The organism is Rhodococcus sp. 05-2256-B1, from assembly GCF_002258465.1.
In the GTDB taxonomy this organism is placed as follows: Bacteria; Actinomycetota; Actinomycetes; order Mycobacteriales; family Mycobacteriaceae; genus Rhodococcoides; species Rhodococcoides fascians.
On the sequence record NZ_NOZA01000017.1, the window covers coordinates 224,915 to 246,803 of the forward strand.

Below are 21,889 nucleotides of genomic sequence, written 5' to 3' on the forward strand. Positions count from 1 at the left end.
GGGACGGTCACGGCAACTGCACCGTTGCGAGCACCGCCAGATGATCGCTCTCCGGGATCGGTAACGGCTGCACCGACCGCGCGCGGACGCTGTCACTGGTCACGACATGGTCCAACCGCGCCAACGGACGTTCCGACGGGAAGGTGCGGAACAGTCCTGCCCCCGCAGCGTCGGCCGCATCGGAGAACGGAGCCGATGCCAACCTGCGGAATTGCCGGTGATCGTTGGTGGCATTGAAGTCGCCCGCGACGATGGCAGTGTTGCCGTAGGTATCCATTATGGCCCGCATCCTCGCCAGGTCTGCGTCCCACTGGGTGGTGTGGCGCGGCGTCGCGGGAGACATCGAATGGAACGAAACGAGGGTCAGCGTCGTGCCGTCGACGACGGTGTTCGCCTGCACCGGTACGAAGCCGAAGTCGTTCAGCCGGGTGCCGTCGGTCAAGGGTGTTCGGCTCCACAATCCGGTGCCGTCGGCCACAGGCAGTGCGGCGGTGAAGGAGAACGGCAGCAGGTCGTCCAGACCGGCACCCCTCAGGTCGGTCACTTCCTCGGGCGTGAGTTCCTGGACGGCGAGCACGTCGACGTCGTGATCACGGACCGCGTCGACGATTGCGCCGGCATCGGCGTCCCCGTGCGCCACGTTGACCGTCAACACGGACAGGTCCGGTCCGGAGTTGTCCGGTCCGTCGGCCAGGAACATCGGTACCTGGACGCCCACGACGGCGACGGTGACGACGGCTGCGACCGCCGATCCGATACGTGAGCGGGCGGCGGCGAAGAGCAGAAGCGCCGCGACGGTGGCGACTCCGAGGTACGGAGTTCCGACCACCAAAGCAACGAAAGTGATCTCGGTCACACCGATCTGTCGGACGGCAAACATTCCGAGAGCTACGGCGAGGAGGCACCACCCCACGACCAGCGCTGCGCTGCGAACGAAACGGCGCATTGCGCTCGTGCCTCCTCGTGTCCGCCCGAGATGGGCATGGATGTTGCAGGTGTTGTCTACACTCGGCATGTGCCCAGCTCAGAGCGGATATGCAAGTGTCGACACGAACAAGCTGCGCATCAGCATTACCGCCGCGGAACCAACTGTTCGTTGTGTGATTGCCCGCGTTTTCGGGTTCCTGTCGTGCAGACGCTCAAACGGTGGATCAGTAAGTAGCAGTTGCGTCGAAAACAATCCTACCGCCGGATCGGAAGCGTAGAACAAACCGATTCGCTACGATGAGTGGCCTGGATGCAGGCAATATGGACAAATGCGGCTCGGGGACCGTCCGACATTGTTCCGGTAGGAGAGGCGCGTCATGTCGAACGATGCAGTGCTGGAGAGGCTCGGTACCGGCCTTCGGGTTCTCGAACTCGACCCCATCAGCTACCGGCCTCATCCCATCCACAACCACGACCGCATCTGGACCGAGACCAACTGCTACGTCGATCTGTGGATCGAGGTATTGCATTCACTCGGTGCCGATCCCACCCCGGCGCTCGCGTTCGTGCTCAGCGCCGGATGTGACGGACGGCAGTGGGACTTCGTGAAAATTCTGCCCGAGGATCTGCGCGCGCTCTACGGCATCGGCGTGGCCGAGATGAACGTATGGCGACCCGTTCTCGAGCACGTCGTCGAAGGGCTGCTCGACGGCACCCACGTCACGGTGGAGGTCGACGGCTTCTGGCTTCCCGACACCGCAGGCACCAGCTACCGGAATCAGCACACCAAGACCACCATCGTGCCGAATCTCGTCAACCGAGACGACAAGGTGATGGGCTACTTCCACAACCGGGGTTACTTCGAGCTGACCGGGGCGGACTTCGACGGGGTGTTCAATCTCGCGCCCGAGCCTCACGCCGAGGTGTTGCTGCCGTACGTCGAGCAGGTTCGAGTCGACGCGGCAGTGCTCGACGCGGGGGTCGGTGACCGCGACCTCGACGTCGCCCGGGCACATCTGTCCAGAAGGGCACCGGGCAATCCCGTCGATGCCCTCGCTCGGCGCATCGTGGCCGACATCCCGCTCGTCCAGACGTCCGGGCCCGACGCCTTTCATCTGTGGTCGTTCGGATTGCTCCGACAATTCGGTGCCACCGCAGAGCTTGCCGCCAACTACGTGCAGTACCTCGAGAGCCGCGGGATGTGTGGAGCCGGCGACGCGGCGCAGCATTTCCTCGACGCAGCGTCCGGCGCGAAGGCCGTGCAGTTCCGGATGGCGCGAGCAGCGCGTGGCCGCGCCGTGGTGCTCGACGAACCGCTGAACGACATGAGCAAGAACTGGTCGGCAGCGATGGATATCGTCGTGGGTGCATTGAGCGCGTGATCGATCTGCTCGACGGCGTGCCGTGGCGGCTGGCCCGAACCGACGCCGGATCCATCCTCGACCCCGCTGATCTGCCTGCCGACCTCGAGTGGCTCGACGCCGTCGTACCCGGCACGGTGGCGAGCGCGCTCGGTGACACCGATTGTGCTCCGGACGAACACGATTGGTGGTACGCGACCACAGTCCCGGCCGGCGATCACCCCGAGATGCGGCTGACCTTCGGCGGAATCGCGACTCGGGCCCAGATCTGGGTGGACGGTGTTCATCGGCGAACCGTCACGTCCATGTTCGTGCCCGAGACTGTCGATCTGACCGGTCGCGGACCGACCGTCACCATTGCAGTCCACGTCGAATCTCTTGCCGCACATCTGAAGACCCGACGGCCACGTGGTCGGTGGCGGTCCTCGATGATCGCTGCACAGGGTTTGCGGCACGAGCGTACGACGATGCTTGGCCGGGCACCGGTGTACGGGCCCCTGCCTGTTCCGGTGGGGCCGTGGCGGTCGGTGTCGATGGTGCCGATGTCGAGCCCTCGTGGCGTCGGTCTGTCGACGACGGTCCGCGGCACCGACGGTATCGTCACGGTCCACGCCGAGCTGGATTCCCCGTCGTCGACGCGAATCCTGATCGGGGACATAGAGTTCGAACTCGGAACGGTCGACCGTATCGATACGACTCTGACGCTGCCGGACGTCGAGCTGTGGTGGCCGCACACGCACGGACAGCCCAGGACCTACCGTGTGGCGTTGGACGTGAACGGGGTGGAATACCCGTTGGGCGACATCGGCTTTCGCACCGTCGTACTCGATCGCTCCGGAGGCGGCGCGCAGTTGGTGGTCAACGGTAGCCCGATCTTCTGTCGCGGTGGTACGTGGACTCCACTCGATCCGGTGCGACTGTGGTCGTCGGAGCAGGACCTGCGTGTAGCGTTGGTGCAGCTGCAGTCGGCGGGCGTGAACATGGTGCGCGTGGTCGGCACGCTGGTGTACGAGCAGGCCGAATTCTGGTCTCTGTGCGCGGAACTCGGCATCATGGTGTGGCAGGACGTCATGTTGGGAACCGTCGACCCGCCCACCGACGAGGTGTACACGGCGGCGGTCACCCGAGAGCTGCACGCGTTCGCGGACATCGTCTGCGCCAATCCGGCACTGATGGTCGTCAGCGGCGGAAGCGAAACGCAGCAGCAACCGACGATGCTGGGTCTCGCGGCCGAGGGTCAGCGAATGGATATGCTGGACACCATCGTTCCTAATTTCCTCGCCGAGCGTCTGCCGGACGTCGCATACGTGACGTCGTCTCCGTCCAGCTCGACCGGCGAATTGCACACCCACGTGGGCGACGGTATCGCCCATTACTTCGGGGTGGGTGGCTACCTTCGGCCGCTGTCCGATATTCGTACCGCGGGTGTGCGATTCGCTGCGGAATGCCTGGCCTTCTCCGTTCCTCCCGAACGTGCGCAGGTCGACAGGTTCTTCGGATCTGCTGCGGTGGCAGGGCACCACCCCGAGTGGAAATCCGCGGTCCCCCGCGATCGCGGTTCGTCGTGGGATTTCGAGGACGTCCGCGATCACTACGTACGCACTGTCTTCGGTGTCGACCCGCACCTGATTCGGCGGGAGGACGCCGAGCTCTACCTGGACTACGGCAGGGCGGTGATCGTCGAGGCTTTCGAGGAAGCATTCGGTCGGTGGCGGCGGGCGTCTTCCGGATGTGCGGGAGCGCTCGTGTTGACGTTACGAGACACCGTGCCCGGTGCCGGGTGGGGCATCACCGACGCCACCGGTGCACCGAAGGCACCGTTCTACGCGCTCGCGAGGGCCGGCTCACCGACCGCAGTGCTGTTGTGCGACAACGGTCTCGACGGCTATTCGGTGGAGCTCGTCAACGACGGCCCGGCCAGATCGGGCACACTGCGCGTGGCACTGCACACCGCGCGCGGCGTACAACAGTTCGAGCGGGCGGTATCGGTCGACTCGAACGGCTCGACCGAACTGACGGTGGACTCCATCGTGGGGTCGTTCACCGATGCCAACCACGCCTACCGGTTCGGGAGTCGGACGTACTCGGCGATCACAGTGGTGTTCGCGGGCGACGACGGAGTCGAGATAGCCCGGAACACCGCGCTCGTCGGCGCGCAGGGTCGGCAGAACACCGTGGGCCTGAGCGCGAGTGTCGTCGATACCGGAGTCGGGACGTGGGAGCTCACAGTGTCCTCGGAGTGGGCCGCGCAGTACGTCTGCATCGATGTCGACGGCTTCGACGTGTCCGATTCGTGGTTCCATCTCGCGCCGAACGAACCGCGCACCATCACACTCGTCAACCGAGGCACCGGGAAGCCCAGGGGACACGTTCGGGCCTTGAATTCCGTCGCGCGGGCGTCGGTGGCACCGAGGGTCGTGAGTGGAAGTTCGTAGCGGGCTACGAAGTTCCGTGCACGTGCCGCTAGCGGCTCACGCTGAATTTGCCTCGGACATAACCGACTCCCGCGGCCCCGACGCTGGCCACCACAGCCATCGCGCCCCACGCCCGCGCCGGGTTGCCGCGAGCAGCCGCGCTCGTCTCACGGCCGACAGCACGCGGCAGAACCTTGGCCGTGTACGCACGCTCGGACGAGAGTGCGTCGCCCGCACCGATCAGTCGGGCGATCGCTGCCTTGGACACGCCCTCGGCGTAGCTGCGGGTGATGAGGTAGCGGGGTCGCGTCCGATCGGCACTGACGGTGTGATCGACGACGATCGAGGGATCGAACACGATCTGCGCGTCGGGATGCGTCTGGCGCAGGCGAATACACAGTTCCGTCTCCTCGCACCCGAGCGGAACGCGTCCGATCCGGCCGATTCCGGAGACGAAGCCGCCGAGTTCGACGACCGGCGCGCGGCGGAAAGACATGTTCGCGCCCATGAGATTACGGACCTGAGCGGTTTCCGTCGGCTGCCCGCGGTAGGTGCACCCGACGACCCAATCGAGTTCGCCGGGTTCACCCACTACCTCGGCCGGTAAGAAGGCCGGACGCTTGTCCGGCCATACCGGGTATGCAGAGCCCCCAACGGCGTACACGGCATCATCCGAGTAATGGGACAGAATGGCGTCGAGCCATTCGGTCGTGCGTGGGGACGCGTCGTCGTCCAAGAAGACGACGATGTCACCCGTGGCGAGGTCGAGGGAGGTGTTCCGTGCCCCCGACAGTCCTCGTGGGTGGCTGTTCTCGACCACGTTCACGGTCTCGCTCAGCGGCAGGAATTCCGCTCGAGCGCGCTCGGCCAGCTGCTGATTGTGGTCGACGACGAGAATCAGCTCGTCGGCAGCGACGCTCTGATCGAGAACTGCACGCACGGCAGTGCACAGTTCGGACCATCGAGCCAACGTGTACGCGCAAATGACGACCGAGGAAGTCGGCAGACTCACGCCGTTCTCTCGCGGAGCTCGATGACCTCGCCGAACGACTCCATGACCTCGAACTCGAGGTCCATGTCGGTGCGGGCATCGATCGACTCACGCGACGGACGAGCGATGTGCTTGCGGGAGATTCTGCGGGCGCGCATGCGCTCGGTCATCAAGGTGCGCAGCACCCGGAAGCCGTCGGAGAAGGTGCGTAGGTTGCTCTGGCCGTAGATGCGCGCCAGCTCGACACTCGGCACTTCTTCGATCCGTACGGACGCCTCGGCGAAGCGGCAGTTGATGATGGTCTCGATCTCGAATCCGTCACCCCACAGCATCATTCCCTCGCTGCCCGGCTGATCGACCACGGGCAGATCCAGGACCGGCACCAGGTCTCGCCAGAAGGCGTTGTAGCCGTAGCACAGATCCGAGAAACGGGTGCCGAAGAGCGTGTTGGCCACCAGGTGCAGACCACCGTTGCCGGCGCGGCGCAGCGGCGTGATGTCGTGGCTGCCGCCGCCCTCGCAGAACCGGCTGCCCTTGGCGAAGTCGGCACCGGCGATCAGGGCATCGACGAACCGGGGGATCTCGGCCGCGTCGGCAGAGCCGTCCGCGTCGAACATGACGATGATGTCGCCGGTGGCAGCTTCGAAGCCGCAAGCGAGCGCGTTGCCCTTACCCTTGCGGGTCTGTTGAATGACGCGGATGTCGCTGCGAATCTCGCGTGCGGCTTCGATGGTTCCGTCGGTGGATCCGCCGTCGACCAGTACGAGCTCGAATTCGTGGGACAGCAAGGGGAGGACATGGCGAAGGTTCGCGGCCTCGTTGAGAGTCGGGATGACGACACTGACGCGGGGATTCTGACGATTCAACATATCCATTCCAGATGTTCGAGTTCGGTGGGCACTAGCTGATCGAGCTACTGCAGCTGTATCTGACCGATGCGACACGACCCCCGCCGAGTTCGCACGTAGGTTTCGGCGGGATTGATCTACCCGTCGAACCCACTGTCTTTTCCTGACTAGAAGCTTAAAAGAAGCCATGAGATTGTCAAGCTGCGTATAAACGTACTCGAAGAATGTTTGCGGTGCCAGCTAACGAGAGTGATGTCGGTTACGCTCGTACGCTGTGCTCACGACCCGTCGCCTGCGACGTGGATTCGTCGCGCGGATCGAGAGCCGGCGCGGCATGCTCGGCACCAGCGCCGCCGGACAGGTCCCCGATCCACCTGATGAGGGGCACCAACAGAACCACGGCACCGAAGGCTTCGGCCGCCAGATAAGACCAGCCGATGCCCGCGATGCCCAAGCTCGGTGACAACGTCAGCGACCCGGTGACGATGATGATGGTGGCCGCGATCTGGACGAGCACCGCAAGCCGCATACGACGACGGACCCTGGCCAGACCGTCGTACAGGGCCCCGACGACGGACAGCGGGATGGTGACGGCAGCGAGATGGACGATGATGGTCCCGTTCTCGCGGTAGTCGGGGCCGACGATACCGAGTCCGAACGGTGCGACGACCGCCAGAAAGAACGATCCGCCCACGGCGACGATGCACAGCAGGCCGATGAAGCGTTTGGCGAGCTTGGAGAACTGTTCGGGATGTGCAGCCGCCTCCGCCACGAACGGGCCGACCAGTACCCCGATCAACACGTAGATGGCGCTCACGATGGACCAGGTGAGCGAGAAGTAGGCATTCTGTTCGGCACCGAGCGTGCTCACCACGATGATCGGGATCATCAGGGGTGCCAAGGTTCCCAGGGCAGTGATGCCGTACGCCGACCCGAAGTACGACCACAGCTCTTTACGGGGCGGCAGGTTCGGTGTGAGCTGGTAACGCGGATCGGTGCCGAGCTTCTTCCCGAACGCGCGAAACAGCACTATCGCCGCGATGGCCGCTGGTACCGCCCACGCCGCGATGATGGTGAAACTACGGCCGGTTTCGTACGTGACGGCCAGGACCGCCAACTTCACGACCGCGTGGAAGACATTCTTGGCCGCCGCCCACCGCGCGAAGCCCAGCCCGGACGACGTCTGATCCTGCAGCGCGAACACGGCCAGTACGCCGACGAAAATCGGGAACGTCGCGATCTCGGTCGTGGTGGTGAACAACTCGTCCACCGGGGCCACGACCAAGAACGCGCATCCCAGGACCAGTGCCAGCGACAGCACGGCGGCGTAGCCGCGAAGCACATAGGACTTGGCCTTCACACCCGCGGTCGGCAGGAACCGCTCGTACATCGAGCCGAGGCTCAGGTTGGACAGCGTCGCGATCATCACCGCCGACGCGATCACCGCCGATGCACTGCCGACTTCTTCGACGGGGAACAGCCGGCCCGCCACGGCCCAGAAGGCCAGACCGAGCGCGCCGGTGGCAATGGTGGAGAACATCATCGCGAACGAGTTCAGTGCGAGATTGCGGCCGGCGGGCTTGGAGCCTGCAACCGCCGTGCCCGGCGCCTCGGCCGCGGTGAACATCGGGTCCCCGTCGGGGATCGAATCGGCCGCAGACAGCTGTCCGGGGGGTTGCGACGCCGCGACCGCGAACTCGGGCGGCACCGCGTGAAAAGGCACGGTGCGGCTGTTGAAGCCCATGTCCCATCGGACCTGCTCGACGGGGTAGTAGGTGATCTTGTCGAGTCGGCCGTGATCGGGCGGGGGTACCCGGCGAGCGCGATGTTTCACAACGGCGTCCAGTTCACCTTCACAGGTGGGTCCTGCGGTTCGATGTGGACTCCGAGCGCAGCACCGATCGTCTGCAGCATCTCGGCCCTGACCGTGTCGCGAACATCGCGTCCGAAGAGGGTGTGATCTCCGTCCGTGAACGCCTTCACCACGGGTGGGTGCTCGGGCTCGGCCCGGCGGCGCAACCGATGCAGGCTCTCGGGGCCGCGGTTGTCGAGGAACCACTGCTTGTCGTCCGGGACGAGCAGCACGGACGCGTCGACTCCTTTGCGCTGCAGTTCTCCCAACGAGATTTCGGGAACCTGGATCCAGCCACGACGGCCGAACGCGAGCCACAGTCGGTACGGCATCCGGGGTTGCGACCAGTTCTTGAAGCGAACGGCGGCCGTGTGTGCGCGGTCGAGTGCGATCGCGGTCAATCCCTGCTTCTGGGCGATCGTGGATCTCTTGGTGAAATCGACACGCCGCGTTGTCCATTCGCGCATATTGATCAGGATTGCGGTGTTCAGGCCCTCGCGGTGGGCGGCGTAACCGGCGTACCACGCACCCGAGCACAGACCTGCCGAGACGATCTTGTCGGGCGCTGTTCCCACGGATCGAACGGCGCACAGTGCGTCGTCGTCGCCGAGTTCGCTGTAGAGCGTGGGTGCGTCGTCGGCACCGACGTCTCCACTCTCTCCGGTACCGCGACGGTCGAAACGGACCGAGGTGATGCCCGCCGTCGCGAGGGTGCGGGCCAACTCGACCCACAGCCGTACCGGTCCGACCCGGTGCTCGTACGCGGTGCCGTACATGACCACGGCAGGACCGCCGGTCGTCGTGGCCACCGCGGTGGTGCGGATGGAGAACAACTCGTCGTCACCGAGCCGCTCGATGGTTTCGACGACGTCGCCCCGGGGAGTCGAGACCACGGCGGAACGTCGAATCGGAACGGTGACCGGCGTGGTCGTCGACGCGAACGTGGCCTGTACCCAGCGCGCGATCACGTCGATGTCCGGACGCGGAATGACCACGTCCCAGGCAGGTGGTTCGAGGAATGCGTCGTGATTGCGGAGTGTGTGCTCGTCCGCCTGCTGCGCGGACACGAGTCTGCGAACAGGCGTGGCGTCGGCACGTTCGCTGCGCGTGGCAACCAGTACCGGGCAGTCGAGCCGTTCCAGCTTCGACGAATCCAGGGTCGAGAATTCTGCCGCCACTCCGGCATGCAGGACTGCGCCGACGATGGACACTCGCGGGTCCGACTCGTCGTCTCGCGCGACGGTCATCGAATACAGGGCGCGCTGTTCCCGAAGATACGAGCGGCCACTGACGACCGGGTCCCAGAACACCATTCCCGCCAGAGGACCGCACCGATCCGCCACGGATGCGGCGAGCAGCGAGCCGGCTCGCAGACCCACGACCGCAACATCGCGAACACCGCACTGACGAACGAAATCGACCGCCGTGACGACGCTGTGTTGCCACTGCTCGACGATGCCGTCGTCGTCCTGTGCACCGGACGAGTCGCCCGTTCCCGGGTAGTCGAAGCGCAGTACGAGCAAGCCTCGAGCGCAGAGGCGCTGGGCCAGGAGGACCAGACCGCGGTACGAGTCGACCTGCTCCTTGCCGAGCGGCGGTGCCAGTACGACGGCACCGCGGGCAACCGATCCCTCGGGTACGTGCACGGCACCGAGCAGCGGCGATGTTGCCGACCCGAACCAGGTGGACTGTCTGCCCGGTACGCCTGCCTCGGTGATCAGTAGCTGTTCCAGCTCGTCGGTACGGTTGTCGGCGGACTCGGATGTCGCCGTATTCGTCGTGTTCACAGCGCGCTCCGATCGCTGGTAGGGATATCGACGTCGGCTACCGACGTCACGAACGAAGCGACCTCGGCCACTTGTTGCGGTCGATACCGTGGGTCCGCAACAGCGCCAGCGCAATACGCTCCATGCCGAAGCCGACGCAGGCACTGTGAGCAGGTTCGCCGTCGGCGGTGCTGATGTCGAAGGTGTGGCCGAAGTGATCGCGATGGCAGTTGCACGAGACCACGGCCGTGCCGTCGTCCAGGTCTCCGTACAGCCGCACGACCAGCTCGGTCTTGAGGTTCTCGTTGCGTTGATTGGCCGCGAGCATGCGACCTGCCCGACCGAAGAACGGGTCGTTGGCGATCACCGCTTCTGCCTCGAGTCCCAGTTCGGCCAGCACCTCCAGGCCGCGCTGCACCCACCTCTCCCGGTGGGCGACGGCATCGTCCGGAGTGCCGACCCGCACGATTTCGTGCATGCGGAAGGCCTGCATGCGAGCAGGGTCGACGGCAGGCTCGTGCCGAAAGCAGTACCCGTAGATGTCGTACGTCGTCCCGCCGGACGGGAGTACGGACGGCAACATCGAGTACGACGGGTGACATGCCGCGGACACCAGCATCGTCCCGGCCGACTCGAGGTGGTGATCCCAGTCCTTGCCCTCGGAGCGATCGGCGAGCAGCGCGGCATGGGCCTTGTTGTCGCCGTCGAACGTGTTGATGGCACCGGTGAGATTGGGGAACGACGCGATGTAGTCGGTCTTCTCGAATGCTTCCCGCGGGAAGACCGGCGGGAATCGGAACCTGGGCACAGTCGTACCGTGTTCCGACGCGCTCGCGGCCACGACCCGACGGTCGATCGATTCGATGATGTCTTCGAACTCGCCGGACCGGCCGTACAGACCGAGCACGGACGACGGGATCAGCAAGCCGGCGTCGACGAGCTCTTGCCTGAATTCGCTTCGCGCCGAATCCAGTTCGGAGGTCTTGTCCTGTGTCTGGGTCATCATTTGCCTTTGTAGAGAAGCGCGAGTTGAGAGTTGTGCGCGAGGATGCGTTCGTTGCTGACCATGATCGCCGAGCCGTGCGCGTCGCGGAGGTGCCGTCCGATGCTGAAGTCGCCGTCTTCTCGATACCCGGAGATGCCGCAGATCTGCATCGCCTTGCCGACGATGTCGATGACGAGAGTCGACGCCGTCACCTTGACGTTGTTGATCTTGACGGCGAAACCGATGGAACCGAGCTCCTCGGGGGAATCTGCGATGGCCTCGAACTTCGCCGCTGCGCCGAACACGGTGTCGACGAGTTGTTCGTGGGCCACGAACAATTCGGCCAGCCGCAGGGCGGAGGGAGGAGTGACACCGGGGCTCTTGCTCGCCGCCTTGCGGACGAACTTGCGGGACTTGGACACGGCTGCGTCGGCGATGCCGAGCCATGCCGAGGCCCACAGCACATGGGCCACCGGAAGCATTGTCTGCGAGGAAATCTCGCCGTAGCTATCGCGCAGAATGCTCGAGCGGTCGGCAACGGCGTCGAGCTGGAAGCCCGGGCTGCAGGTGCCACGAAACCCGAGAGTGTCCCAGTTGCTGGTGCGTTCGAGGGTGACGTCGGGCTTCTGGCACACCACCAGAACCTGATCGCTCGGCGGGCTGTCCACCGTGCGCCGCGCCGTCGCGAGAACGATCTCGGCGTATTCGCCGTACGAAATCACCGGTGCGGTCTTGGCCAGGTGGATGCGGTCTCCGTCGTACTCGACCGCGCAGCTGCTCGAACGCACGTCGCCGCCGATGTTGATCTCCGTCGTCGCCGACGCGACGAGCGGTTGGTCGGCTGCGATGCGGCGCAGCAACGCGTCGGATGTGGGGGTGCCGCCGTGCCTGACGATGCTCAGGATCTGAGACTGGTGCATGACGAAAATCATTGCCGTCGATGCACATTCGGCACCGAGATCGCGTGCTACCCGGGCGAGCTCGGTGAGGGACAGGCCACCGCCGCCGAGCGCCGTCGGTATCGCGGCGGCGAACAGATTTGCCGAGCGCAGAGCGTCGACGGACTCGGCGGGAAACCTGCCCTCGCGGTCGACCTCGGCCGCGAACGTGCGGAGGGTCTTGAGGACGTCGGTGAGGGGCAGTTGCGCGGGGCGACTGTCGGACGAGACCGTCATGGTCGTCAGCCTGCGAGTTGTGCGACAGCAGCTGCGATCGCGTCGATGCTCGCGAACGTGGACTTCTGCAGCATCGAGTCCGGGAATTCGATGTCGAACTCGTCCTCGAGGCCGATCATGACGTTGACACTCGCGTGCGAGGTCAAGCCACTGTCGTACAGGTCGGAAGCAGAGTCGATGTCCGACGCGGCGACCGGCATCTTGCCGAGCTTGTCCAGCACGTCCCGAATGCGTGCGTCGAACTGCGTACTGAGTGTTTCCATCGTGACGGACCTCCACCGATCGCTTGGGTGCGAGACCGGGCGGCCTCGCAAGTCGTACGGGCCGACGGAAAATATTTCGACCCGCAGTCTCCCCAGACCCGGGTAAACAATATCTCAGATTGTTTGAAGCCGATACCGCATACCGAGTGCAAGTTTCGTGACCTACGTCCCGCATGTCGGTTTTCGGCCCGTTTGCTCGTTTCGGCCACACCGAGCGTGCGTACGATAGGTTCCGATCGTCTGTTCATACGGCAAGCAATCGAAGGACAACACTCGATGGGACCAGTCTGCGGCGTGGCCGTGGAGTCGGACGCCCTGCGCATCGCCTACACCGATGGTGACCGCCGCGTCGTCGAGTCCGTCGATCTCGAGCTCACCGATCCGGACCGCGCGATGCACGACCTGTCCGACCGAATCGGAGCGCGCGGCCCCTTCGACTCCGTCGTCATCACCGGGCGCGAGGCTCGCACCCTGCGCTACACGGATTTCCCGACGTCGGCAGGCCTGGCTGCATCCGTCGAGACGGTCGACGAGCACTACGCGCTGCTCGCGTTCGTGCGTTCGCTCGACACCCTCGCCGACGCGACGACCGTGCTGGTGCTCGACCTCGGGAGACGCGGAACGTCGGCCTTGGTCGTGAACACCGCCGAAGAAACCGTCGCATGGCACGACCGGACGGAGTCGTTCGGCGGCGAACGACTCGACGACGTGGTGCAGGGCCTGGTGATGACCAAGGGGATCCTGCCGGAACCGGAAGGGCCCGAGGGTGCCGCGTCCTACCGCACGTTCTTTCGAGAGCTTCGGGAGCTACTGACCACGTCGGCCGGTGTGCGCGCACCCAACAACGGCCCGATGATCCTCGAACGCGACGAGTTCGAGGCGGTCGCCACCCCACTGATCGACGACATGATCGAGTGGGTCGGTCCCCGGACCCCCGACGCGATCGTGTTGCTGGGAGGAGTGGCCAACAGCCCCCTCGTCCAGCGGCGGGTTCGCGCCACCTGGCCGGTGCCGCTCACCGTCCACGACTCGGTGTCGCCGGTTGCCGAGGGCGCGCTGATCCGGGCTGAAATCGGCTCGAAACAGGTCCCCGATCCGGTAGTGGAACCGTCGCCGGTAGTGGAGGTAGTGGAATCGGAGTCGTCGTCCGAGGTCGAGTCGACGACGCAACCCGAAGCGGAACCGGAACTCGCTCGGGAAGACCCATCGCCACACAAAGCCCGTGGTGTCGGTCGCCGCTGGGTCGCTGCGATTCCGTTGTCGTACCTGTCGACTTTCTCGGACCGGCAGTGGACTCGGCAGGCGGTACTCAAGATCGGTGCCGTGGCGGTGTCGGTCGGAGTGGTGGTTGTCGCGCTGATGTTCGCGCTCTTCGCCGATTTCGACAATGCGCCCAGATCCGTGATCAATACCGACCCCGGTTTCGAGGCGACTCTCGCCGAGATCGCACCCCCGGTCACCGACACACCTCCACCCGACCAACCGGCTGCGGCGGGACCGACCACTCTGACGTACGAGCAGCTCTACGTCGAGCAATATTCGTACACCGGTGAGATGTACCAGCCTCCCGGCGAGGCGTCCGACATCGGTTTCGGCTTCACCGACACCGAAGCCGAACAAGCAGGCCCGTAGGCACCCTTTAGTGCAGCTCGCCGCGAGACGGTACCGTGTGCGGGTGGACTCCCGATGGGGCGTTCACCGAAACCGCCGAACGAAGTGAGGCCGACGATCGTGACTGTGCTGCTTGGGGTGTCCATGGGGACCCGAGCCGTGCGCACGGCGCAGCCCAGAGCCGACCAGTTCGGAGCCTCCGGCGACACCTCGTCCGCCCTGGTCACCGACGTCGAGAGGCCACTGTTCTTTCGCAACGAACTGATCGACAGTGCCACCGGGGACCTCCCGCACCTGGCCGCCGAATCGATCGGTGCCGCTGCCGAGGTCGAACCCGAACTGTCCACCGGCATCGCCTACCGGGATCCGCGTCAGGCCGATGCACTGCGCGCCGCCTTCGCTGGTGCTCACCTGAACAACTACCACCTGGTCCCCGAGGTCGAGGCTGTCATCGAATACCTCGCCGTCACCGGTGAGGCGCGAGGTGCCGGCTCTGTCGCCCTGTTCGACCTCGGTAGTTCCGGATTGACGGTCAGCGTCGTCGACCTGACGGCGCGCACGGTGACGGCATCCCAGCGCTCCGGCTCCTACAGCGGTGATCTGATCGACGCCTACGTGCGCAACAATCAGCTCCAGCGCCTCGGTAAGCCGGCGACCGACCCCGACATTGCGCTGTTCGAGAAGCGCTGCCGCATCGCCAAGGAACGCCTGTCCACCCAGGACGCCGTGTGCCTGCCCGACGCGAGCGGGATGATCCTGCTGTCCCGGGAGAACTTCGAACTGCTGATCACAGACCTGCTCGACGAGGCGATCGAGTTCGCTCGCGAAGTCATGATCGGTGCCAACGTGCCGATCGACGCGGTCGTGTTGATCGGTGGTGGTGCCCGCATGCCCATCGTCCAGCAGCGCGTGGGCCCACTGCTCGAACTGCCCTCCATCGTTCCGACCGAGCCCGAGACGGTGGCCGCACGCGGAGCAGCACTGGCCGCGCGGCCGAACTCGCGCACCAGAACCGCTCCCGACCGTACTGCGCGCGACGCGCAGGCAAGCGTGCCGAGACGTCGACACACGGACAGCGCCGCTGTTGTCTCGCCGATGCCGGTAGCACCGCCGGTGCCTGTGGTGCCGCCTGCGCCCGAGCCGATGATGCCTGCGCGTTCGGAGTCGCAGCATGCCGCACCGCTGGTGGCGACGCCGAGCTCGACTCGTCCCGTGCCCGCACGTCCGTGGATTGCCGCCGCATCGGTGACCGAATCGGCTTCTGCAGCAACCGGTTTTGAATCCTCGAAATTCGCCGACGCGCCCGCCGATATTCCCGAGCCGTCGACCGTGGAGGCTCAGCCTTCGTCGGAATCGACTGCGGTGCACGAGATTTCCGAGAACGGAGTGGGTGAGGTCTCTGCCGTCGCCGTGGAAGCGCCTGCAGTACAGCCGGTGTCGCATACGTCCGCCACCGATGCTGCCGCCGACACCGTCGAGGACGGTAAGCCTGTTCCGTTCCAGCTGAAGAACATCTACTGGCTCGACGCCGATTACGACGACGACGACGGTGAAGACGATCGCACTCGCGCACGGCGCAGGCTGCGGACCGGCGGAGTGCTCGCGTTCTGCGCGGCAGCGGTGGTCGCCGTGTCCGGCTTCATGTTCACCCACCAGAACTCCCCGCAGGTAGTGGACACCTCGGTCAGTCGCGATCAGACCGATACTCCGGTGGTCACGACGGTGCCGACAACGACGCCCGCTCCCGTTCTGTTGCCGCCACCGCCTGCGCCGGAACCGACCACCACTGTGGAGCCGACGACCGAGCAGCCGGAAACCACGTGGGAACAGCCGGTCACGACCACCGAGACCACGACGGTCGAGCCGCCGCCGGCACCGGTCGAGTCCGTTCCGCCCGTCACGACGCAGCAGCCGCCGCCGCTGATTCCGGGCTTCCCGGACTTCACGTTGCCGGGCTTCCCCCCGATCGTGCCGCCGGCACCCTGATCGGTTCTATTTGTCCGCGTTCGTGTTTCGCGGCCTGATGTGCTCGAAGATCAAGATGGTCTCGGTCGCTGCGACGGCAGGGTCGGCACTGAGATTCTCGACGACGAAATCGCGCAGGGTGGCCGTGTCGACCGTCGCCACATGCACCAGGAAGTCGTCGGCCCCGGCAATGAAGTAGATGTTCAGCGTCTCCTTTCGGGACGCGATCTTCGAACCGAATTCGCTGATCCGCCGTCGAGCATCCGCTTGCAGCCGAACCGAGATCATGGCCTGAATGCCCTGCCCGAGGGCCTCGGGGTCGATGTCGGCGTGGAAGCCGCGGATGACGCCGCGTTCGACAAGCGCCCGAACTCGGGTGAGGGCCGTGGACGGCGCGATCCCTGCTGCGGCCGCCAGCGCATTGTTCGGTGTGCGTGCGTCTCGACGCAGTTCGTCGAGCAGAATGTGGTCGATTCGGTCCAGGGCGACGGACCGAACATCATTCGATCGAGCCCCCTCATCGACCGGCTGAAATGAACTATCTGCATCCATGGCCCGACGATACAGAATTTTGTTCACATCCATTGCAGCAATTCCGCACATAATTCATAGTTGGCGTACCCACGGAGCGTCGCTTCGGTCACCGCCACTGCAGGAGGACGTCATGAAAATCGGAATTCCACGCGAGATCAAGAACCACGAATACCGGGTGGCCATCACCCCGGCAGGCGTGCACGAACTTGTCTCGCGAGGACACGAAGTGATCATCGAAACCGAAGCCGGCGCCGGTTCGTCGTTCACCGATACCGATTACAAAGCCGCAGGCGCGCAAATTTTCACCGACGCGGTTGCCGTCTGGGACGCGGCCGATCTCCTGCTCAAGGTCAAAGAACCCATCGCCGAGGAGTATTCACGCCTGCGCAAGGGTCAGGTGCTGTTCACCTACCTGCATCTTGCGGCGTCAAAGGCCTGCACCGACGCGTTGCTGGCGTCGGGCACCACGTCCATTGCCTACGAAACCGTCACTGCCGCAGACGGATCGCTGCCCCTGCTCGCGCCGATGAGCGAAGTTGCCGGCCGTCTGGCACCGCAGGCCGGTGCCTACCACCTGATGTCGAGTGAAGGTGGCCGCGGCGTACTGATGGGTGGCGTACCGGGAGTGCGTCCCGCCAACGTCGTCGTGATCGGAGCCGGCGTCTCCGGAAAGAACGCCACCGCAATCGCTTTCGGTATGCACGCCGACGTCACCGTACTGGATCTCGATGTCCGAGCGCTGCGCGCGATCGACGATCAGTACCGCGGTGCCGTCAAGACAGTGGTGTCGAACGCATACGAACTCGAACAGGCCGTGCTGGCTGCCGATCTGGTCATCGGAGCCGTACTTGTCCCCGGAGCGAAAGCGCCGAAGCTGGTGTCGAACAGCCTGGTTCAGCGCATGAAGCCGGGATCGGTTCTGGTCGACATCGCCATCGATCAGGGCGGCTGCTTCGAGGACTCGGTGGCCACCACCCACTCCGATCCCACCTACAAGGTGCACGAATCCGTTTTCTACTGCGTGGCCAACATGCCCGGAGCCGTGCCCCGTACCTCGACGTACGCGCTAACCAACGCCACCCTGCCCTACGTGGTTGCCCTGGCCGACAAGGGTTGGGAAGCCGCCTGCGCCGCGGACCCCGGTCTGAAAGCGGGCCTGAGCACCCATGAGGGTGAGCTGCTGTCCGCGACCGTTGCGGCGGCGTTCGCCTGACCGAGCGGCTTCGCCGCACGTGCACGAAAGATCGGTGCCTGCTACGAGTTTCCACTCACATGCGGCGAAGCCGCTCTACGCGCTGTGGCGGCCCGAGCCCCGCGATCGTGTGGGCTTGGCCTGCCGCGGCGAAGAGGGCATCCGCGACGAGGTGAGCGGCCGAGCCAGCAGGACGGCAATGGCAGTGGTGAGCGGTACCGACAGGGCCAGCGCGACGCCACCGACGGACGACCGCACGATTTCGATCGCCACCGCGTCACCGGTCAACACGTCCTGGATCGACCGGTCGGCGACGCTGAAGAGCAGCAGCAGCGGCAGCGCACCACCGGCGTACGCGAGTACCAGGGTGTAGACGGTACTGGCGATGTGATCGCGCCCCACCCGCATTGCGGCGGTGAAGATCTCGCGCCGCGACGCCGTCTCGTCCACCGATGCCAACTCGAAGGCCGCCGAGGCCTGGGTGATCGTCACGTCGTTGAGCACACCGAGCGAGCCGATGATGAAGCCGGCCAACAGCAGACCGGTGACGCTGACATTGCCGATGTACGTCTGCACCGCAGTGTTCTGTTCCTCCGACAACCCGGTGAGGTGCGTCATCCGAATCGCGACGTAGGACAGCACTGCGGCCACGCCCATCGAGGTCAGCGTGCCCAGTAGCGCCGAGCTGGTCCGGAGGTTGACGCCGTGCGCCAGATACAGCACGGCGTAGAGAATGATCGCGCCGGCGACCAGCGCGACCGGAATGGCCGGAGCGCCGTCGAGCAGCGCGGGCAGCATGAACACCACGAGCACGGCGAACGCGATGAGCAGGCCCACCAGCGCGCGGAATCCTCGCCAGCGGGCCACGACGCAGATGACCACGGCGAACACGCCGACGATCAACCCGAGCGGAAGCCCGCGGGAATAGTCGTTGAAGGAGTATCGGACTCCACCGGAGGGGTCTGTCTGCACAACCAGCCGGATGTCCTCACCGGCGCTCAGAGTCGGTTGGCCGGGACCCGGCGCGATCTCGAGTACCGTCCTTTTGCCTGCGTCCTCACCGGTGGTGATGTCGACGATGCTGCGCTGACATTCGTACGAGTCGTTGACCGCAGGGGTCGGGTTGCCGGTGAACGCTCGACCTGCGTCGGGACTCCCGCAGGGTCCGATGCTCTGCGAGGTGATGGTGCCCGCCTCGGTGGACACTGCACCGCCACCCGAGGTCTGGAACGGCAGCGGGATGTCGATGCTCTGTTTGCTGGGCCAGAGCGCGAAGGCCCCGGCGATGACGGCTATGGCAGTAGCGATCAGCAATCCGACGACGACCTTGGCTGCCACCGGTCCCAACGGCACGGGGGCGTCGCTGTGGCCGTGACCGTGACCCACATGAGAAGTGGAGCCCGGCGAGATGCCGTCCGAGGGTTGCGTGCCGTGTGGTTCCACGGTGCAAGGCTAGTACGGGGCCGGATCGGTACCGGCCGGGTACTCGGCCGTGGCGAGGAGCTCGGTGGCGGGGAGCAGGGGGGGCGTCCCCCGCCACCACCTGATCGACCCGGGGGGGATGGGCACGAACAGGGCTCGCGGGCACCGAAGTGCCGTCCGCCAATGTACAGATGAATCGCGGCGGAGGCGGGATCACCCCGGTGTTTTGTCCATCACTTTCAACTACTTGTGGGTAACTTCGAGCCTCACTGTTTGTACGAGGACAGGAAGTTGCCGAACCTCTCGATCGCGACGGCCAGATCGCGGGCCCACGGCAGCGTCACGATCCGCACGTGATCATGACCGGGCCAGTTGAATCCGGTGCCCTGCACAACCAGGATCTTCTCCTGCAGCAGCAGGTCCTGTACGAGCTTCTCGTCGTCGTAGATCTCGTGCACCTCGGGATCGAGTCGCGGGAATGCGTACAGCGCACCGCGCGGCTTGACGCACGAGACCCCGTGAATCGCGTTGAGCTTCTCCCACGCGACATCGCGCTGCTCGAGCAGCCGCCCGCCGGGCAGGATCAGATCCTCGATGCTCTGATACCCACCCAGAGCAACCTGAATGGCGTGCTGGGCAGGCACATTGGGACACAGACGCGTCGACGCGAGCAGGTCGATGCCTTCGATGAACCCCGCGGCGTGCTTCTTCGGGCCGGTGATCGCGAGCCATCCGGCACGGTAGCCGGCCACGCGATACGCCTTGGACAGACCGTTGTACGTCAGGCACAGCAGATCCGGAGCCAGGCTCGCCAGCGAGGTGTGCTCGGCGTCGTCGTAGAGAATCCGGTCGTAGATCTCGTCGGCGAGCAACAGCAGCTGATGCTTGCGCGCCAGATCGACGATGCCCTGCAGGACCTCCTTGGAGTACACCGCACCCGTCGGATTGTTGGGATTGATCACCAGCAGCGCGACGGTCTTCGGGGTGATCTTCGACTCGATGTCGGCGAGATCGGGATTCCACCCGTTCTCCTCGTCGCACATGTAGTGCACCGCCTTGCCGCCGGACAGCGTCGTCATCGCCGTCCACAGCGGGTAGTCCGGGGCCGGGATCAAGACCTCGTCGCCGTCGTCCAGCAGCGCCTGCATCGTCATCGTGATGAGCTCGGAGACGCCGTTACCGAGGTAGATGTCGTCGACGTCCAGATCGGGGAAGCCCGGTTCGAGTTCGTAGCGCGTGACGATGGCACGGCGAGCCGACAGGATGCCCTTCGACTCCGAGTAGCCCTGGGCCACCGGTAGCGCCGCGATCATGTCTCGCACGATCACGTCCGGAGCCTCGAAGCCGAACGGGGCCGGATTACCGATGTTCAGCTTCAGGATGCGATGGCCCTCGGCCTCGAGCCTGGCCGCATGCGCGTGTACCGGTCCGCGGATCTCGTACAGCACGTTCTGCAGCTTGGTCGACTGCTGCAACGTGCGATAACGCGGCTGTGGGTGGATCTGCGGAGTGCTCACCCGTCACATCGTGCCAGGTGAGTGCCGTGGGAATCCACGAGGTTGTCGTTCGGGCACCGCCGTTTCACTGGGCCGTGTCGGTGGCAGGTGGAACAATCTCGTTCCATGTGCGGACGGTATGCCAGTACCCGGAGTGACAGCGACCTGCAGGCGGTCTTCGACATCGCCGAGACAGTGGGCGACGAGGTGCCGCCGTCGTACAACGTAGCCCCGACCCAGACCATCAGGACGGTGCTCGAACGCGCGCCCAAGGACGAACCCGAGTCCGACGCCGTGCGCCAATTGCGTTCGGTGCGATGGGGATTGATTCCGTCGTGGGCGAAGGACGCGAAGATCGGGTCCCGGCTCATCAACGCCAGGTCCGAGACGATCACCGAGAAGCCGTCGTTCAAGAAGGCCGCAAGCCGTCGGCGCTGCATCATTCCGGCCGACGGGTACTACGAGTGGGAGAAGCGCGACGGTGCCAAAGTGCCGTATTTCCTGCACGAGCAGGGCGTGCTGGCGATGGCGGGTCTGTACGAACTGTGGCGAGACCCCACCAAGGCCGACGACGACGAGGGCCGCTGGGTCTGGTCGGCCACCGTGCTCACCTCGCCTGCTGCGGACGCCCTCGGGCACATCCACGATCGATCACCGGTTGTGCTGCCCCCGGAGCTGCGGGCGAGTTGGCTGGATCCGACGCTGACGGACCTGAGCGAGGTGTCCGAGCTGCTGGCCGCGATACCGGAGCCACGGCTCGAGCCCTACGAGGTGAGTACCGCGGTGAACAGTGTGAAGAACAACAGCCCCGAGCTGCTGACTCCGGTCTAGCCCTGGCCGTCGGTGCGGTGCCGGCAGATATCGAGCATCGCGGCTCGCTCGCTCACAGTCAGGTCGTCGGCCACCGGGGAATCGAGGATGCGCTCGAGTCGCCGGAAGTAGGTGGACGCATCGACCCCGAACGCCACATAGATGTCCTCGGCACTGCCGCCGCCGTACCCATGCCAGGTACGACCGAACGTCAGAATCTCGTGGTCGACGGAGTGGGTGGTGGTCCGGCGCATGATCTCTCCCTCGTGCTGCGTCC

General features: G+C 65.2%; 18 protein-coding genes. 6 read left to right on the forward strand and 12 right to left on the reverse strand.

Annotated elements, in window-relative coordinates; all coding sequences use genetic code 11:
- Positions 1-7 precede the first annotated feature (7 nt).
- Positions 8-946 carry an endonuclease/exonuclease/phosphatase family protein gene (locus tag CH285_RS09355; RefSeq protein ID WP_094643422.1) on the reverse strand — a complete coding sequence of 313 codons (939 nt, stop codon included), beginning with the start codon at positions 944-946 and terminating at the stop codon, positions 8-10.
- A gap of 358 nt (positions 947-1,304) precedes the next feature.
- Here CH285_RS09355 and CH285_RS09360 point away from each other — a divergent pair, with 358 nt between their 5' ends.
- Together CH285_RS09360 and CH285_RS09365 are read left to right on the forward strand one after the other, a co-directional pair.
- Entirely contained in the window at positions 1,305-2,309 is a 1,005-nt protein-coding gene (locus CH285_RS09360; RefSeq protein ID WP_094643423.1) for a DUF1839 family protein, read from the forward strand.
- Positions 2,306-4,723 carry a glycosyl hydrolase 2 galactose-binding domain-containing protein gene (locus CH285_RS09365; protein ID WP_094643424.1) on the forward strand — a complete coding sequence of 806 codons (2,418 nt, stop codon included), beginning with the start codon at positions 2,306-2,308 and terminating at the stop codon, positions 4,721-4,723. Before CH285_RS09360 ends, CH285_RS09365 begins: the two co-directional genes overlap by 4 nt.
- Before the next feature lie 28 nt (positions 4,724-4,751).
- Here CH285_RS09365 and CH285_RS09370 read toward each other — a convergent pair whose 3' ends face one another.
- The 7 genes from CH285_RS09370 to CH285_RS09400 form a co-directional block, all read right to left on the reverse strand.
- On the reverse strand, positions 4,752-5,714 hold the full coding sequence (locus CH285_RS09370; protein ID WP_032386498.1) for a glycosyltransferase family 2 protein: 963 nt from the start codon (positions 5,712-5,714) through the stop codon (positions 4,752-4,754).
- Positions 5,711-6,562, reverse strand: coding sequence for a glycosyltransferase family 2 protein (locus CH285_RS09375; protein ID WP_032372043.1), 852 nt, complete (start codon positions 6,560-6,562; stop codon positions 5,711-5,713). Before CH285_RS09375 ends, CH285_RS09370 begins: the two co-directional genes overlap by 4 nt.
- 238 nt (positions 6,563-6,800) lie before the next feature.
- Entirely contained in the window at positions 6,801-8,375 is a 1,575-nt protein-coding gene (locus tag CH285_RS09380; protein ID WP_094643425.1) for a lipopolysaccharide biosynthesis protein, read from the reverse strand.
- On the reverse strand, positions 8,372-10,180 hold the full coding sequence (locus CH285_RS09385) for an alpha/beta hydrolase (RefSeq protein WP_094643426.1): 1,809 nt from the start codon (positions 10,178-10,180) through the stop codon (positions 8,372-8,374). Before CH285_RS09385 ends, CH285_RS09380 begins: the two co-directional genes overlap by 4 nt.
- 46 nt (positions 10,181-10,226) lie before the next feature.
- Entirely contained in the window at positions 10,227-11,165 is a 939-nt protein-coding gene (locus CH285_RS09390) for an amino acid--[acyl-carrier-protein] ligase (RefSeq protein ID WP_094643427.1), read from the reverse strand.
- Complete coding sequence (locus CH285_RS09395) at positions 11,162-12,319, reverse strand: acyl-CoA dehydrogenase family protein (RefSeq protein ID WP_094643428.1); 1,158 nt, start codon at positions 12,317-12,319, stop codon at positions 11,162-11,164. The genes CH285_RS09390 and CH285_RS09395 overlap by 4 nt, the downstream gene beginning before the upstream one ends.
- 5 nt (positions 12,320-12,324) lie before the next feature.
- Positions 12,325-12,582, reverse strand: coding sequence for an acyl carrier protein (locus tag CH285_RS09400; protein ID WP_027495629.1), 258 nt, complete (start codon positions 12,580-12,582; stop codon positions 12,325-12,327).
- A 276-nt stretch (positions 12,583-12,858) separates the two neighbouring features.
- Between CH285_RS09400 and CH285_RS09405 the strand changes: the two genes are divergently transcribed.
- Positions 12,859-14,214: a hypothetical protein gene (locus CH285_RS09405; protein WP_141214926.1), complete on the forward strand. Its 1,356-nt coding sequence runs from the start codon at positions 12,859-12,861 to the stop codon at positions 14,212-14,214.
- 99 nt (positions 14,215-14,313) lie between these two features.
- Positions 14,314-16,179 carry an Hsp70 family protein gene (locus CH285_RS09410; RefSeq protein ID WP_094643527.1) on the forward strand — a complete coding sequence of 622 codons (1,866 nt, stop codon included), beginning with the start codon at positions 14,314-14,316 and terminating at the stop codon, positions 16,177-16,179.
- 6 nt (positions 16,180-16,185) lie between these two features.
- Here the strand turns inward: CH285_RS09410 and CH285_RS09415 are convergent, their stop codons facing one another.
- Positions 16,186-16,710, reverse strand: a complete 525-nt coding sequence (locus CH285_RS09415) for an Lrp/AsnC family transcriptional regulator (RefSeq protein ID WP_027495632.1) — start codon at positions 16,708-16,710, stop codon at positions 16,186-16,188.
- Between the two features lie 112 nt (positions 16,711-16,822).
- Here CH285_RS09415 and ald point away from each other — a divergent pair, with 112 nt between their 5' ends.
- Complete coding sequence (gene ald / locus CH285_RS09420; protein WP_094643430.1) at positions 16,823-17,905, forward strand: alanine dehydrogenase; 1,083 nt, start codon at positions 16,823-16,825, stop codon at positions 17,903-17,905.
- Between the two features lie 75 nt (positions 17,906-17,980).
- On the opposite strand, the gene CH285_RS09425 is transcribed toward ald, so the two are convergent.
- Positions 17,981-19,327 carry a YibE/F family protein gene (locus tag CH285_RS09425; protein ID WP_176458443.1) on the reverse strand — a complete coding sequence of 449 codons (1,347 nt, stop codon included), beginning with the start codon at positions 19,325-19,327 and terminating at the stop codon, positions 17,981-17,983.
- 245 nt (positions 19,328-19,572) lie between these two features.
- Positions 19,573-20,823 carry a pyridoxal phosphate-dependent aminotransferase gene (locus CH285_RS09430; RefSeq protein WP_027495635.1) on the reverse strand — a complete coding sequence of 417 codons (1,251 nt, stop codon included), beginning with the start codon at positions 20,821-20,823 and terminating at the stop codon, positions 19,573-19,575.
- 105 nt (positions 20,824-20,928) lie between these two features.
- Between CH285_RS09430 and CH285_RS09435 the strand changes: the two genes are divergently transcribed.
- Positions 20,929-21,633: an SOS response-associated peptidase gene (locus CH285_RS09435; protein WP_094643431.1), complete on the forward strand. Its 705-nt coding sequence runs from the start codon at positions 20,929-20,931 to the stop codon at positions 21,631-21,633.
- Here CH285_RS09435 and CH285_RS09440 read toward each other — a convergent pair.
- Positions 21,630-21,866 (reverse strand): DUF3263 domain-containing protein, encoded by a 237-nt coding sequence (locus tag CH285_RS09440; protein WP_048317504.1) that lies wholly within the window; start codon positions 21,864-21,866, stop codon positions 21,630-21,632. The two genes, CH285_RS09435 and CH285_RS09440, sit on opposite strands and share 4 nt — an antisense overlap.
- Positions 21,867-21,889 lie beyond the last annotated feature (23 nt).